We start from the raw sequence: 14,314 nt of genomic DNA on the forward strand, positions 1-14,314 counted from the left end.
TCGCTGGCGGCGCGATTTTGGCGTGGGTTATCGCGCCGCCAGCGACGCTCCTACAAAAGTTGTTCAGCCCGCCAGCTCTTCCGAGCGCTCCCGGGCGGCTGCCACTGCGGCCTGAACCTGCTCGCGGAACCCCGCTTCCTCGAAGACATTCAGGGCCGCGGCGGTGGTGCCACCGGGGCTGGTGACCTGCTGGCGCAGCACATCCGGGCCCGCTTCACTGGCCACCGCCAGTTGCGCCGCCCCCCAGGCGGTCTGCAATACCATCTGGCGTGCGGTGGCCGGGTCCAGCCCCTGGGCCTTGGCGGCTTCGATCAGGGATTCCATCAGCAGGAAGAAGTAGGCCGGGCCGGAGCCGGACACTGCAGTGACCGCATCCAGTTCCTTTTCCTGGGCAAACCAGAAGGTCAGCCCCACGGAACCCAGGATTTCCTTGGCCATGGCTTTCTGCTCATCGCTCACCCCCTCGGCGGCATACAGGCCGGTCGCGCCCGCCTGTACCAGCGACGGCGTGTTCGGCATGCACCGCACGGTCGGGGTCTCCCCCAGCCAGCTACGCAGGTTGGCCACGGTGACGCCGGCGGCGATGGAGATCACCAGCGGCTGGCGATCGGCAATCAGGTCGCGCAGATCCTCGCACACGGCCTGCATCATTTGCGGCTTGACCGCCAGCACCAGCACGTCCACTCGCCCGGCTACATCCCGGTTCTCGTTGGTCACATGGACCCGGTGCAGCTGGGAGACTTCCTCCAGACGATCGCGGGAAGGGTCGCTCATCCAGATACGGGCGGGACGAATTCCTTTCGCCACCATGCCGCCGGCCAGGCTGGTGGCCATGTTGCCAGCGCCAATAAATCCGATGCTTTGTTGTGCCATAACTGCGCAATCCTTGTCGTGTGTTGTAACGCGTACGCTTGTGGTTGGGCCAACGGCGGGGCTTTCTGCCGTCAGGGAGTGCGCGGACCAAACAGGGCGGTGCCCACACGGACGATGGTGGCGCCTTCTTCGATGGCTACGCCGAAATCCGCACTCATACCCATGGAGAGCGTATCGAGGGACGGCATTGTATTGCGCAATTGTGACAGTGTCATGGCGAGCTGTCGGAAAGCCCCCCGGCTGTTGTCCTCGCTGTTTGCCCGGGGAATGGCCATCAGGCCCCGCAGGCGCAGGTTGGGCAAGGCGGCAATCTGGTCTGCCAGAGCAGGCACCGCCTCCAGCGGAATGCCGCTTTTGCTGTCTTCATCGTCCACATTCACCTGGATACAGACATTCAGCGGCGCCAACCCCGTCGGCCGCTGGTCACTGAGCCGGCGGGCCACCTTCAGGCGGTCCACGGAATGCACCCAGTCAAAATGGGCCGCGATATCGCGTGTCTTGTTGGACTGGATCGGCCCGATGAAATGCCACACCAGATCCTTGCCCTGCAGCGCCGCGATCTTGTCCAGGGCCTCTTGCAGGTAGTTCTCGCCGAAGTGCCGCTGCCCCTGGTCAGCCAGACGGGCCACTTCATCCGCTGTGCGGGTCTTGCTGACCGCCAGCAACTGCACACTGTCGCTGGCGCGACCGGATTGCTCACAAAATGCATTTATTTGCGTATTAACTTGCACCAGTGGGCTTTTGGAGTCTGTCATTATTGAACGGCTCAAGAGGTCGGGTTACTTTAGGCATGCGACGATTTTCTGAGGAAGCCGGTTTCAGGCTGCCGACATAATAACAAAAGGGCGCTTCAGGCTCCCTTTCAATACCAGACAACCCAAGTAGACACCCATGGATATTACCGAGCTGCTCGCCTTCAGCGCCAAAAACGGCGCTTCCGACCTTCACTTGTCCGCCGGCCTGCCACCGATGATCCGCGTGGACGGCGACGTGCGCCGCATCAACCTGCCGCCCATGGAGCACAAGGAAGTCCACGCGCTGATCTACGACATCATGAACGACAAGCAGCGCAAGGACTTCGAGGAATTCTTCGAAACCGACTTCTCCTTCGAGGTGCCCGGCGTGGCCCGTTTCCGGGTTAACGCCTTCAACCACAACCGGGGCGCCGGTGCGGTATTCCGGACCATTCCCTCGAAAGTGCTGACCATGGAAGACCTGGGCATGGGCAAGGTGTTCCAGAAGATTTCCGAGATGCCACGGGGCATTGTGCTGGTGACCGGGCCCACCGGTTCCGGTAAGTCCACCACCCTGGCGGCGATGATCGACTACATCAACGATTCCCGCTACGAGCATATCCTCACCATCGAGGACCCCATCGAATTCGTGCACGAATCCAAGAAGTGTCTGGTCAACCAGCGGGAAGTTCACCGTGACACCCTGGGCTTCGCTGAGGCACTGCGCTCGGCCCTGCGGGAAGACCCGGACATCATTCTGGTGGGGGAAATGCGGGACCTGGAAACCATTCGCCTGGCGCTGACCGCGGCAGAAACCGGTCACCTGGTGTTCGGCACCCTGCATACCACTTCCGCCGCCAAGACCATTGACCGGGTGGTGGACGTGTTCCCCGCCGAAGAAAAGTCCATGGTCCGCTCCATGCTGTCGGAATCCCTCCAGGCGGTGATTTCCCAGACCCCGATGAAGAAGAACGGCGGCGGCCGGGTGGCGGCCCATGAAATCATGATTGGTACCCCGGCGATCCGGAACCTGATCCGCGAAGATAAAGTGGCGCAGATGTACTCCGCCATCCAGACCGGTGGCGCCCTGGGCATGCAGACCCTGGATCAGTGCCTGCAGGGCCTGGTGCAGAAAGGGCTGGTATCCCGTGAAGTGGCGCGGGAAAAAGCCAAGAGCCCGGACTCAATCTAACGAGGGGAATGACAGATGGAATTCGAAGAGCTCCTCAAACTGATGGTGCAGAAAGGCGGGTCCGACCTGTTCATTACCGCCGGCGTGCCCCCCAGCATGAAAGTGAACGGCAAGATTTTGCCGGTCACCAAGAGCGCGCTGACCCCGGACATGACCCGGGATATCGTGTTCGGCGTGATGACCGAACAGCAACGCAAGGAATTCGTGGCGCACCACGAGTGCAACTTCGCCATCTCTGCCCGGGGCGTCGGTCGTTTTCGGGTGTCCGCTTTCTACCAGCGGAATCTGGTGGCCATGGTCCTGCGTCGCATCGAGACCAAGATCCCCAATGTGGATGACCTGCGACTGCCGCCAGTGATCAAGGAACTGGCCATGACCAAGCGGGGCCTGGTGATTTTCGTGGGCGCCACCGGTACCGGTAAGTCCACCTCGCTCGCCTCCATGATCGGCCACCGCAACAAGAACTCGAAGGGTCACATCATTACCATTGAGGACCCCATCGAATTCATCCATCAGCATCAGGGCTGTATCGTCACCCAGCGCGAGGTGGGCATTGATACCGAGTCCTTCGATGTGGCGCTGAAGAACACCCTGCGTCAGGCGCCGGACGTGATTCTGATCGGCGAGATCCGGACCCCGGAAACCATGGACAAGGCCATCGCCTTCGCGGAAACCGGCCACCTCTGTCTGGCCACGCTGCACGCCAACAACGCCAACCAGGCGCTGGACCGGATCATCCACTTCTTCCCGGCAGACCGTCACGGGCAGCTGTGGATGGATCTCTCCCTGAACCTCAAGGGCATCGTTGCCCAGCAACTGATTCCCACCCCGGACGGCAAAGGCCGCCGTGCCGCCATTGAGGTCTTGCTGGGTACGCCGCTGGTTCAGGACCATATCCGCAAGGGCGAAGTGCACATGCTCAAGCAGCTGATGAGCAAGTCCCGGGAGCAGGGCATGCAGACCTTCGACCAGGCACTCTATGATCTCTACTCCGCCGGGGAAATCACCTACGAAGACGCCATGCTCCACGCGGATTCGCCCAACGACCTGCGCCTGATGATCAAACTGGGCAACGAGACCGACGCCTCCAGCCTGGATGTGGCCACGCGGGGATTGAGTATCGAGGACACGGAATAAAGGTAATAACCCGGCCCATGAATAGGCTGTAGGAGCTATGCTTGCATGGCGAACCACCCGCACGCAGGTTCGCCATGCAAGCATAGCTCCTACAGATACCCGTTATCTGTGACGGGATGGCCCGGTAACCGCAGGGACGCTTTTTACTTTACCAATGGAGGGGGAAACCCATGCAACAACAAAAAGAAACGCACCTGACACCCATCGGTTATCTGCTGTGGTTTTTCGGCGGCATCTTCGGTTATCACCGTTTCTACTATGGTCGCCAGCTCACCGGCCTGCTGTGGATGTTCACCGCCGGCCTGCTGCTGATCGGCTGGATCGTGGATGCCTTCCTAATTCCAGGCATGAACCGGGACGCCAACAACCAGTTCAAGAGCGGCGAGACTGATTACAGTGTGGCCTGGGTGTTGATGCTGTTCCTGGGCATCTTCGGCGCCCACCGCTTCTACATGGGCAAGATCGGCACCGGGGTACTCTACCTGCTGACGCTGGGCCTGCTCGGCTTCGGTGTACTCTATGACCTGTTCACCCTGAATGGTCAGGTCTCCGAGCGTAACGGCGAAACCGCCCAGGGCGAGCCGGTTCCTGCCTGAAGAGAAACAAGCCGCAAGCTACAAGCTGCAACACGGGCAAGTCCATTGCGGACCAGAACTGATGAGGCCGCGCCCAAAAATTGGGCGCGGCCTCTTTGCTTGCAGATCAAAAAACGAGCCAGTTCGCATTGTAGCTTGTAGCTTGCGGCTTGAAGCTATCTTTTAGTAATGCGGCGGCGGTGCATCCTCAATACGTGACGCGGCCATTTCCTCGGACAGGTCCAGCACCCGGTCCACCAGTTTGCGGCACACCTTTTCCAGCTCGTCGATTTTTCCCTGCTGGTCGCTGATCACCTTGTTCAGGTGCTGAACCAGGTCTTCCTGGTAGGCCAGTTTGGTTTCGATATCGAGAAAACGATCATCGCTCATGGGAGTCTCTCTGGTTGTCTTTACGGCGGGGCAAATCCCCACTCGCTCCGTAGGAGCGTCGCTGGCGGCGCGATAACCCAAAACCTGAAAGCGGTATTCACCACAGAGGGCACAGAGATCACTGAGGAAAAACAAGGGGTTTTCTCTCTGTGCTCTGTGCCCTCTGTGGTGAAATGGCTTTTGATCCTGGCTTTTGATCGCGCCGCCAGCGACGCTCCTACAGGGAGTATGGAGTCGCCCATTGTACTTGCCCGAAAACAATATTACCGCTAAGGTTTGCCCCGTCTTGGGGGAGTAGTCGCTCGGTTTTCACCCCTTGGCGGTCATCAACATAGTTGCGCCTCATGCGCATGGTGGCCGCGTCCGCATCCTGACGGATTGACGAGACCTGAGACATCGCTGGTATTCCGCAGGGGCGGGATTGACCGGTGGTGTCTCTGTGTCGCAATCCCGCCCCTCTGGAAACGTTCATGGAAGCCCTGTTCAGCTCTTTCCTGCTGGTTGCCCTCGGCGAGATCGGCGACAAGACCCAACTGTTGTCGCTGGCCCTGATTCTCAAATTCCGCAAACCCTGGCCGATCCTGGCCGGCGTGGTGGTGGCTACCTTGCTCAACCATGGCGCGTCCGTGTGGTTCGGTGACTGGCTGGCCGGGGCGATTCCCGGAGACTGGCTGCGCTGGATTCTCGGCATCAGCTTTATTGCCCTGGGCCTGTGGATGCTGATCCCGGACGGTGACGAGAAAGTGGATGATGATCCCCGCTTCGGCCCCTTCCTGACCGCCCTGTTCCTGTTCTTCATCGCCGAAATCGGCGACAAGACCCAGTTCGCCACCATCGCCCTGGCGGTCCAGTTCAAGGATCAGTTCTGGCCGGTATTGGGTGGCTCCACCCTGGGCATGATCGCCGCTAACCTGCCAGTGATCTGGTTGGCTCACCAGTTCGGTGGTGAACGCTTTGAAACCTGGGCCCATCGCATCAGTGCGGTGCTGTTTGTAGGCTTCGGGCTCTTTGCACTCCTCAGCTAATGCCCTCCCCCTGTGGGAGCGGTCGTTCGACCGCGAAAAGAGACGCGAGTAACGAGGCACGAGTTCCGAAAAGCAGAACCTGCATCAATATTTTCGCTACTCGCTTCTAACGACTGGGGGATCGACCGCTCTCACGGCAGGGCGAGTATTACGCCCGTCGTGCAAGCTTCAACCCTGCTACAATCAGCCTGATTTTTTCCGTGCATGCCTGTTGCATGCCGCTTGCTTGCGAGTCCTTTCATGGCCCTGACCGCCACCATTTATAAAGCCGAATTGACCGTGTCCGACATGGACCGGGACTACTACGCTACCCATAACCTGACCGTGGCGTTGCACCCGTCGGAAACCGAATCGCGGATGATGTTGCGGCTGCTGGCCTTCGCCCTGAATGCCCACGAAGACCTGGCCTTTACCCGGGGCCTGTCCAGCACGGACGAGCCGGACCTGTGGCAGCGCAACCCGGACGATACCCTGGAGCACTGGATCGAACTGGGCATGCCCGACGAGAAACGCCTCCGCAAGGCGTGCGGCCTGGCGCGACAGGTGACGATTTACACCTACGGTGCCCGCGCACCTCAGGTGTGGTGGGACACCATGAAGAGCAAGGTGACCCGCTTCAGCAACCTGCACATCATTCACGTAGACCCGGACAGCGAAGCAACGCTGGCCCCGTTGATGCAGCGCACCATGCAACTGCAATGCATGATCCAGGATGGCCAAATCTGGTTTGGCAGCACCGAACAATCCATGGAGATGGGCCTGACCACCTGGTTTGGTGCCAGCCCCCATCACTAAATCTTCACGCAGCACACAAGCGCTTCATGTTACTAGTGTCGTCGCGATTTCTTTGACAACGGAGACCCCATGTCAGACCTGATTCTGCACCACTACGCCCTGTCCCCCTTTTCCGAGAAGGTGCGGGCCATGCTCGGCTATGCCGGTCTGGATTGGCAATCGGTCACCGTGCGGGAAATGCCACCACGGCCCCAACTGGCTCCCCTGGCCGGGGGTTACCGGAAGATCCCGGTGGCGCAAATCGGCGCGGATGTGTTCTGTGATACCCGTATCATCAGCGAGGAAATTGCCCGGTTAGCCGACAAGCCGGAACTGGTCGCCGCCAACGGTGACGCCCAGGTGCAGGAATTTGTCGCCCGGGTGGACCTGGACATCTTTCTCGCCTGCATCATTTCCGCCGGCAACCTGACCCTGCTGCGCAAGGTGCTCAAGGAATCGTCGCTGCTGGATCTGGGCCGCCTGTTGTGGGATCGCATCGCCATGGGCAGCAAGGCCAAGGTGAAAACCAACAGCCCCAAGCAGATGAAGCGCATGGTGGAAGCCCATCTGACTGATCTGGAAGGAAAGCTGGAATCACAGCCGTTCCTGTTTGGCGACACCCCAAACGCCGGGGATTTCTCCGCCTACCACAGCCTGTGGTTCCAGCGTGACCTGGCCGAACAACCTCGCTTCAAACGGTTTCCCAACGTCAATGCCTGGATGGATCGTCTGCAGGCCTATGGCCAGGGCAACAGCACCCCGATCAACGCCGACCAGGCCCTGGAACAGGCCCGTGCTGCCACCCCCCGCTCCCTTCCCGATTCCACCCAGGACCAGGCATTACTCGGCAAGACCGTAAGCGTGGTCCCGAACGACTACGGTCGCATTCCGGTGGAAGGCACTCTGGTGGCCAGCACCGATGAGCGCTGGATCGTGGCACGGGACGAAGACGCCGTGGGCCGGGTGCATGTGCACCTGCCCCGGCAAGGTTTTGTGATCCGCGCCGTCTGACGGTATTGGCCACTCTGGTCTGACATTTCAGCAAGCGTTTCGGCTGCCACCCGTTTTATTCCAATGTCCGGGTGGCATCCGTGCTACCCTGTCTGCCGTTTCACCCCACCGCTTAGTGGGGTCTTCTCGCTGTTCTCCGGTGCCTCAGGCCGACCTCATCGCCATTGCCCCTCTAAGCCTTGTGTCGCCAGAGGAGCCACCATGAGTACCGTTTCCCCGATTTCGTTGCGCCCACGCCCCTATTCGGCCCAGGCACCGCCCGCCGGCGCTTCGTCCTTGCCTGCGGTGCTTCCTGCTGCCTTGCCCGACTCTGCCCTGCATAACGCTCACACCCTGCCCCACCCCGCCATCAACCGCACCGCCACCGCGATCATCTACTGCGAAGGCCAGTTCGGTGACATCGACGGCAAAACCGCCAATGGACTGATTCGCCACTCGGAAAAATATGCCGTGTTGTCGGTGATCGACAGCACCCGGGCCGGGCTCGACAGCGGCATGATTCTGGACGGCACCGCCAACGGCATCCCGGTCTGCCGGGACATGGACGACGCCCTGAGCCAGACCGCCACCCTGCCGGACTTTCTGATTTTTGGTATGGCGCCGGCCAGCGGCCTGCTCTCCGACGCCCAGCGCCAGGTGGTGCTGGCCGCCATGGGCAAGGGCATGAGCATCGTTAACGGCCTGCATGAATTCCTTAACGACGACCCGGAATTCGCCGCCGCCGGCATCGCCCACAAGGTGGATATCGTCGATGTGCGCCGGCCCCGGCCGAAGAAGTTTCTGCGCATGTTCAGTGGCGACATCCATCAGGTAACCTGCCCACGCATCGCCGTGCTGGGCACCGACTGCGCCATCGGCAAGCGCACTACCGCCACCGTACTCACCGCTGCCCTCAATGCCATCGGCCTCAAGGCGGTACTGGTGGGCACCGGGCAAACCGGGCTGATCCAGGGCGCCCGTTACGGTGTAGCGCTAGATTCGGTGCCCTCGCAGTTTTGCGCCGGGGAACTGGAAGCCACCATCGTCGAGGCATTCCAGAACGAGCAGCCGGACGTGATCATCATCGAAGGCCAGGGCGCCCTGAGCCACCCGGCGTTTTCCACCACTTCCTTTATTCTGCGCGGTGCCTGCCCCCACGCGGTGGTGTTGCAGCACGCCCCGGCGCGGGCGTTCCGCTGTGACTTCGACACCATGGCCATGCCCGACCCGGCGGACGAAATCACCCTGATCGAAACCTTTGCCGACACCCGTGTGATCGGCCTGACGATCAACCACGAGCACATGGACGCCGCCCAGCTCTGCCTGGCCATGGATCGCTTCGCCCATGAACTGGGCATCCCGGTCACCGATGCGCTGAGCCGCCCCGACCAGCATCTGCTGGACATGGTGTTTGCCGCCTTCCCGGCCCTGCAACAAGGCCTGGCGGGAGCACCGCAATGAGCACCCCGCGACTGGACATCAATCTGGACAAGATCAGCCACAATGCCCGCATGCTGGTGGAAGATCTGGGCGACCGGGGCATCGCCGTCACTGGCGTCACCAAGGCCGCGCTGGGCTCCCTGGACATTGCCAAGGCCATGCTGCGCGCCGGCATGAGCGGGCTGGGGGATTCGCGCATCGAGAACATCGAGGCCATGCGCCAGCAGCGCATTTCTGCCCCCATCATGCTGATCCGCTCGCCCATGCTCAGCCAGGTGGACCGGGTGGTACGCAACGCAGACATCAGTTTCAACACCGAACTGTCGGTGGTGCGCCGACTGTCCGCCGCCGCCGAGGAAGCCGAGCGCAGCCACGGCATCGTGCTGATGGTGGAACTGGGGGACCTGCGCGAAGGCATTCTGCCCGAAGATCTGATCAGCGCCGCCCGCGAGGTGGTGCGGCTGCCCAACCTGGAACTCACCGGCATCGGCACCAACCTGGCCTGTCACAGCGGCATGGCCCCGGATGCGGATAACATGGGCGCCCTGTCGACCCTGGCCGAGGAAATAGAAACCGCGCTGGGAATCCAGCTGCGACTGGTCTCCGGTGGCAATTCCGCCAATCTGGACTGGGCTCTGGGCAACAGTGCCACCGGTCGCATCAACCATCTGCGCCTGGGTGAAGCCATTCTGCTCGGCTGCGAGCCCCTGCACCGCCAGCCTGTTGACGGCCTGCACACCGACGCCATCACCCTGGTGGCGGAAGTGATCGAATCGAAAACCAAACCCTCCCTGCCTTGGGGCACACTGGCGGAAACCGCCTTCGGCGGCGACGTGGTTTCCACCGATAGCGGCGACATGGCGCGGGCGATTCTGGCGGTGGGCGAACAGGACCTGGACCCGGACGGCCTGCTGCCACCAGAGGGGCTGACCATCCTCGGCGCCAGCGGCGATCACCTGCTGCTGGACTGCGGCAAACTGCGCCTGCGGGTGGGAGATGAAGTACGTTTCGGGGTGAACTACAGCGCCCTGGTGCGGGCCATGACATCACCGTTCGTGGAAAAGAAAATGATCCGCGGCAAACCGGTAACCCAGCACCGGAAGTAGTGCTCGGTTGTCGAAAAGATAAAAGGCGGAAAAGCGGGTTTTACCACAGAGGGCACAGAGAACACTGAGGGAAAGCGTTGTTTCTGTGGCTTGGGGTGACATGTTGCTTTTCAGCGCGGCTTCGCTTGCAGGCAGACCCGCAGGGCACAGAAAGCTCCTACACTCTTCGCGTAGGGTGCACTGAGCCTAAGGCGAACTGCACCATTCCTGCGGTGGAAAAAACACTTCCACCACAGAGGACACCAAATCCACCGAGAAGGTTTTTATCTCAGTGTCCTCTGTGCCCTCTGTGGTAAAAAAAATCTTTACGACCTACATGCTGCGCTGATTCACCCGCTTCATCAGTTCTTCGGCGCTTTCCTTGCGCTCGGAATAACGATCAGTGAGGTAGTCGCTACGGTCGCGGGTCAGGTAGGTGAACTTCACCAGCTCTTCCATCACATCGACGATACGGTCATAGAAACCGGACGGCTTCATGCGGTCGTTTTCATCGAATTCCAGAAAGGCTTTTGGCACCGAGGACTGGTTGGGAATAGTGAGCATGCGCATCCAGCGGCCCAGCACCCGCAGCTGGTTCACCGCATTGAACGATTGAGAACCGCCACACACCTGCATCACCGCCAGGGTCTTGCCCTGGGTGGGACGCACTGCGCCCAGGGACAGGGGAATCCAGTCAATCTGCGCCTTCATGATGCCGGTCATAGCGCCATGGCGTTCCGGCGAACACCACACCATGCCTTCACTCCAGGTCACCAGATCACGCAGCTCCTGCACCTTGGGGTGGCTGGCATCCTCACTGTCCGGCAGCGGCAGCCCATCGGCATGAAAAATCCGCGGCTCCGCGCCCATGACTTCCAGCAGACGCGCAGCCTCGGCCACCACCAGCCGGCTGAAGGAACGCTGGCGCAGGGACCCGTACAACAACAGGATGCGTGGCTTGTGGGTGGATGGCTGATCCCGGAATACATTTTCTGTGGCGGGGACCTGGAAACACTCGTTATCGAGATTGGGTAGATCTTTCATCGACGCTCTCATTGTTTGTAGGAGCCCATGCTTGCATGGCGAAGGGTTCTGTTTCCTGAAAGCAGGTGTGAATCTGACAGACTTTCGCCATGCACGCATGGGCTCCTACAGGGTTATGCAGGATTTTCTTCGAACCAGTGTGAGGTGCGATTCACGATCGCCACCAGTGTCAGCATCACCGGCACTTCCACCAGCACCCCCACCACGGTGGCCAGGGCCGCGCCGGAGTGCAGGCCGAACAGGCTGATGGCCACGGCCACCGCCAACTCGAAGAAATTGCTGGTGCCGATCAAACAGGCCGGGCCGGCCACGTTGTGTTTCAGACGCAGACGGCGGGCGGCCCAGTAGGCGATCACAAAAATGCCGTAGGTCTGGATCAGCAACGGAATGGCAATCAACACAATGGCCAGGGGCTTGGCGAGAATGGTTTCCGCCTGGAAGCCGAACAGTAACACCACCGTGGCCAGCAGCCCCATGACGCTGATCGGTTTGAGTGTGTGGACAAAACGCGCCACTTTTTCCTCACCGCCTTTTGCCACCAGCATCTGGCGAGTGAGGAAACCGGCGATCAAGGGCAGCACCACATAGAGCACCACGGACAACAACAGCGTATCCCAGGGAACGGTGATATCGCTGACGCCCAGCAACAGAGCGGCAATGGGCGCAAAGGCAAACACCATGATGATGTCGTTCACCGACACCTGCACCAGGGTGTAGTTGGCGTCGCCCTTGGTCAGGTGACTCCACACGAACACCATGGCGGTGCAGGGCGCCACGCCCAGCAGGATCATGCCAGCGATGTACTCAGTGGAGGTCTGCGGATCCACCCAGCCGGCGAACAGCACCTTGAAGAACAACCAGCCCAGCGCCGCCATGGTGAACGGCTTGATCAGCCAGTTGACCACCAGAGTGAGCAGCAACCCTCGCGGGTTCTGGCCCACTTTCCTGATCGCCGTGAAATCAATCTGGATCATCATCGGGTAGACCATCACCCAGATAAACACCGCCACCGCCAGGTTCACATGGGCATACTCAAACGCTGCCACCGCCTGAAACAGAGGCGGCACTGCCAGCCCCAGGCCGACCCCGGCAATAATCGCCAGGCCCACCCAGACACTCAGGTAACGTTCAAAGAACGGCATCAGAGATCCCCCATGTCCCGGTGGATTTGCTCGCCGCAGGCCACCAGGCCTTTCTCGTTAAGGTCATCCAGCGAAACGGCGAACAGTGCCTGAAACCGTTTTTCCAGTTGCTGGTAGGTGGCCTCAAAGGCCGCCGCAATCTCCTCGTCCGTGCCTTGCGCATGGGCCGGGTCCGGTAGCCCCCAATGCAGCTTGGGCACATTCCCCAGCCACACCGGGCAGGCTTCACCGGCAGCGCTGTCGCAGACGGTAATGATCAGATCAATAGTCTCATCGGCCAGATCGTCCATGGACTTGGAGGCCGGGTTTTGCGGAGTAATGCCATGGCGGGCCAGTACCGCCAGCGCTCCCGGGTTCACCTGACCGGTGGGATGACTGCCGGCACTGAGCCCCCGAAAACGGCCTTCGCCCAGGGCGTTGATCAACGCTTCACCAATAATGGAACGGCAGGAATTGCCGGTGCACAGCACCAGAATCGTCATGGGTTGCAGTTGCATGTCATTTCTCGCAGCAGGCAGGCTCAGGAAGGTTCAGAGACAGGGCGTCGCAGGCCGGTGATACCAGGCTTGCCAACGTCTGTTGGGCCCAGGCAGGCAGTTCCGGGTTGATGCGGTAATGCATCCAGGTACCCTGCCGCCGCGCCACCACCAGCTCGCACTGGCGCAGCTGGGCCAGGTGTCGCGACACGGTGGACTGCGGTGCCTCGAGGGCATCCACCAGATCACAGACACACACCTCTTCCTGACCGTGCAACAGGCAGACCAGACTCAGACGCAGGTCATCGCCGAGGCATTTGCACAGCTGGGTGGGAGTGAGCATGGCTTGCCCTGTATTCGTATATTCGGAAATACGGATATTAAAGCTGCAAGCGACAAGCTTCAAGCTGCAACGCGGGAAAGTTTTGTGACGATGGCGGAAAGGAAAAAGGCCGTGCCTGAAGGTTAGGCGCGGCCTTTGAAGGATGCTGTAGGAGCTATGCTTGCATGGCGAATCCGAGCCTTGGCGAGGAAAAAGCGGTGCAGTTTACTCGCCCTCTCCTCTGGAGAAACCTGTCACGTTCGGAAATGCCTGATCGCCTTTCAGGCGATTCCGCGCTACGCGCGGTTCGCCATGCAAGCATAGCTCCTACAGCGACTTCGTCGCGGGGTTTTGCTTGTAGCTTGCCGCTTGAGGCTTGTAGCTGCCTTTACTTCTTCAGCTTGGCTTCGATCTCGTCCACGGTGATGTGGCGGACATCCTTGCCCTCCACCAGGTAGATAACCTGCTCGCCGATATTGCGGGCGTGGTCACCGATACGCTCGAGGGCACGCAGGGACCAGATAATGTTAAGCACCCGGGTAATCGAGCGCGGGTCTTCCATCATGAAGGTGACCAGCGAACGCATGGCGCTGCGGTATTCCAGGTCCACCTCGTTATCCTCGGCGGCCACGGCCAGGGCTTTCTTGGCATCGAAGCGGGCAAAGGCATCCAGGGTGTCGCGCAGCATGTTGCGCACGTGGTTGCCGATATGGCGCACTTCCACGTAACCGCGCGGCGACTCGCCCTCTTCCGCCAGCTGCTGGCCCATGCGGGCAATCTTGGCGGATTCATCACCGATCCGCTCCAGATCGGAGACCGCCTTGGTGACGGCAATGATCAGACGCAGATCCGACGCGGCGGGCTGACGCAGGGCCAGCACTCGGGTACATTCCTCGTCGATCAGCATTTCCAGCTTGTCGACCTTGTCTTCCGTATCCAGCACCTTCTGGGCCAGGTCGGAATCCGCATGCAGCAATGCCTGCAAGGCATCCACCACCTGCTTCTCCACCAGGCCGCCCATCTCCATCAGATTGTTGCGGATGGATTCCAGCGCCTCATTGAACTGGGTTGAGCTGTGCTCACCAAAATGCATGCGATCCATTATGTCTTGCTCC

16 protein-coding genes are annotated in these 14,314 nt (G+C 60.6%); 8 read left to right on the top strand and 8 right to left on the bottom strand.

Annotated features, from left to right (window positions below; genetic code table 11):
• Nucleotides 1-63: 63 nt before the first annotated feature.
• Both proC and A0251_RS01230 read right to left on the bottom strand, forming a co-directional pair.
• The gene (gene proC, locus A0251_RS01225) at nt 64-873 is read right to left on the bottom strand and encodes a pyrroline-5-carboxylate reductase (protein ID WP_062815014.1); all 810 of its coding nucleotides are present in this window, start codon (nt 871-873) and stop codon (nt 64-66) included.
• Between the two features lie 71 nt (nt 874-944).
• The gene (locus A0251_RS01230) at nt 945-1,628 is read right to left on the bottom strand and encodes a YggS family pyridoxal phosphate-dependent enzyme (protein ID WP_062815015.1); all 684 of its coding nucleotides are present in this window, start codon (nt 1,626-1,628) and stop codon (nt 945-947) included.
• A 136-nt stretch (nt 1,629-1,764) separates the two neighbouring features.
• Here A0251_RS01230 and A0251_RS01235 point away from each other — a divergent pair, with 136 nt between their 5' ends.
• The 3 genes from A0251_RS01235 (at nt 1,765) to A0251_RS01245 (ending at nt 4,532) form a co-directional block, all read left to right on the top strand.
• A complete protein-coding gene (locus A0251_RS01235) occupies nt 1,765-2,799 on the top strand; it encodes a type IV pilus twitching motility protein PilT (protein WP_062815016.1) in 1,035 nt (344 codons plus the stop codon).
• 15 nt (nt 2,800-2,814) lie between these two features.
• Entirely contained in the window at nt 2,815-3,936 is a 1,122-nt protein-coding gene (locus A0251_RS01240; RefSeq protein WP_062815017.1) for a PilT/PilU family type 4a pilus ATPase, read from the top strand.
• 170 nt (nt 3,937-4,106) lie between these two features.
• Nucleotides 4,107-4,532, top strand: a complete 426-nt coding sequence (locus A0251_RS01245; protein WP_062815018.1) for a TM2 domain-containing protein — start codon at nt 4,107-4,109, stop codon at nt 4,530-4,532.
• Nucleotides 4,533-4,694: 162 nt separating this feature from the next.
• Here the strand turns inward: A0251_RS01245 and A0251_RS01250 are convergent, their stop codons facing one another.
• Complete coding sequence (locus A0251_RS01250) at nt 4,695-4,901, bottom strand: SlyX family protein (RefSeq protein ID WP_062815019.1); 207 nt, start codon at nt 4,899-4,901, stop codon at nt 4,695-4,697.
• Between the two features lie 470 nt (nt 4,902-5,371).
• Between A0251_RS01250 and A0251_RS01260 the strand changes: the two genes are divergently transcribed.
• The 5 genes from A0251_RS01260 (at nt 5,372) to A0251_RS01280 (ending at nt 10,236) form a co-directional block, all read left to right on the top strand.
• Complete coding sequence (locus A0251_RS01260) at nt 5,372-5,926, top strand: TMEM165/GDT1 family protein (RefSeq protein ID WP_062815021.1); 555 nt, start codon at nt 5,372-5,374, stop codon at nt 5,924-5,926.
• 240 nt (nt 5,927-6,166) lie between these two features.
• A complete protein-coding gene (locus A0251_RS01265; RefSeq protein ID WP_062815022.1) occupies nt 6,167-6,721 on the top strand; it encodes a YaeQ family protein in 555 nt (184 codons plus the stop codon).
• A 69-nt stretch (nt 6,722-6,790) separates the two neighbouring features.
• On the top strand, nt 6,791-7,711 hold the full coding sequence (locus tag A0251_RS01270; protein WP_062815023.1) for a glutathione S-transferase family protein: 921 nt from the start codon (nt 6,791-6,793) through the stop codon (nt 7,709-7,711).
• Between the two features lie 201 nt (nt 7,712-7,912).
• A complete protein-coding gene (locus A0251_RS01275) occupies nt 7,913-9,151 on the top strand; it encodes a DUF1611 domain-containing protein (RefSeq protein WP_062815024.1) in 1,239 nt (412 codons plus the stop codon).
• Entirely contained in the window at nt 9,148-10,236 is a 1,089-nt protein-coding gene (locus A0251_RS01280; protein WP_062815025.1) for an alanine/ornithine racemase family PLP-dependent enzyme, read from the top strand. Before A0251_RS01275 ends, A0251_RS01280 begins: the two co-directional genes overlap by 4 nt.
• 312 nt (nt 10,237-10,548) lie before the next feature.
• On the opposite strand, the gene arsH is transcribed toward A0251_RS01280, so the two are convergent.
• The 5 genes from arsH to phoU form a co-directional block, all read right to left on the bottom strand.
• Entirely contained in the window at nt 10,549-11,259 is a 711-nt protein-coding gene (arsH, locus tag A0251_RS01285) for an arsenical resistance protein ArsH (RefSeq protein ID WP_062815026.1), read from the bottom strand.
• A 113-nt stretch (nt 11,260-11,372) separates the two neighbouring features.
• On the bottom strand, nt 11,373-12,401 hold the full coding sequence (gene arsB, locus A0251_RS01290) for an ACR3 family arsenite efflux transporter (protein WP_062815027.1): 1,029 nt from the start codon (nt 12,399-12,401) through the stop codon (nt 11,373-11,375).
• A complete protein-coding gene (locus tag A0251_RS01295) occupies nt 12,401-12,898 on the bottom strand; it encodes an arsenate reductase ArsC (protein WP_062815028.1) in 498 nt (165 codons plus the stop codon). The genes arsB and A0251_RS01295 overlap by 1 nt, the downstream gene beginning before the upstream one ends.
• 1 nt (nt 12,899) lies before the next feature.
• Nucleotides 12,900-13,220, bottom strand: a complete 321-nt coding sequence (locus tag A0251_RS01300; protein ID WP_062815029.1) for a metalloregulator ArsR/SmtB family transcription factor — start codon at nt 13,218-13,220, stop codon at nt 12,900-12,902.
• A gap of 367 nt (nt 13,221-13,587) precedes the next feature.
• Nucleotides 13,588-14,304, bottom strand: coding sequence for a phosphate signaling complex protein PhoU (phoU, locus tag A0251_RS01305; protein WP_062815030.1), 717 nt, complete (start codon nt 14,302-14,304; stop codon nt 13,588-13,590).
• Between the last annotated feature and the right edge of the window lie 10 nt (nt 14,305-14,314).

The sequence above is a fragment of the Alcanivorax sp. NBRC 102024 genome (assembly GCF_001602235.1).
Lineage (GTDB): Bacteria > Pseudomonadota > Gammaproteobacteria > Pseudomonadales > Alcanivoracaceae > Alcanivorax.